1 pseudogene is annotated in these 229 nt (G+C 72.5%); it reads left to right on the forward strand.

The annotated features are described in order from the left end of the window. Nucleotides 1-37 precede the first annotated feature (37 nt). A pseudogene (locus KVS71_RS19680) lies at nt 38-229 on the forward strand (sensor histidine kinase); the annotation flags it as partial.

The following is a 229-nucleotide window of genomic DNA, read 5'->3' on the forward strand; positions in this document are numbered from 1 at the left end:
GCCGGCTACCGCGCCGGCAGCGTCGCCTAGGGACGCCATGGCGGCGCCGCCAGCGACCTCGGCCGTCGCCGTCCTGCGCGTCTGGCGCGGTTGGCCGGACGTGCTGGCGGCGCTGTGGCGACGGTCGCACCGGTTCCGCACTCACGCGATCACCCTGGACGCCACGGCGTTGGCGAGCTTCATCACGTGCGTCACGATGGCGCTCGTCATCCAGAACGACCTCTTCGTG

Source organism: Microbacterium sp. GbtcB4 (genome assembly GCF_019091465.1).
GTDB classification, from domain to species: Bacteria; Actinomycetota; Actinomycetes; order Actinomycetales; family Microbacteriaceae; genus Microbacterium; species Microbacterium paraoxydans.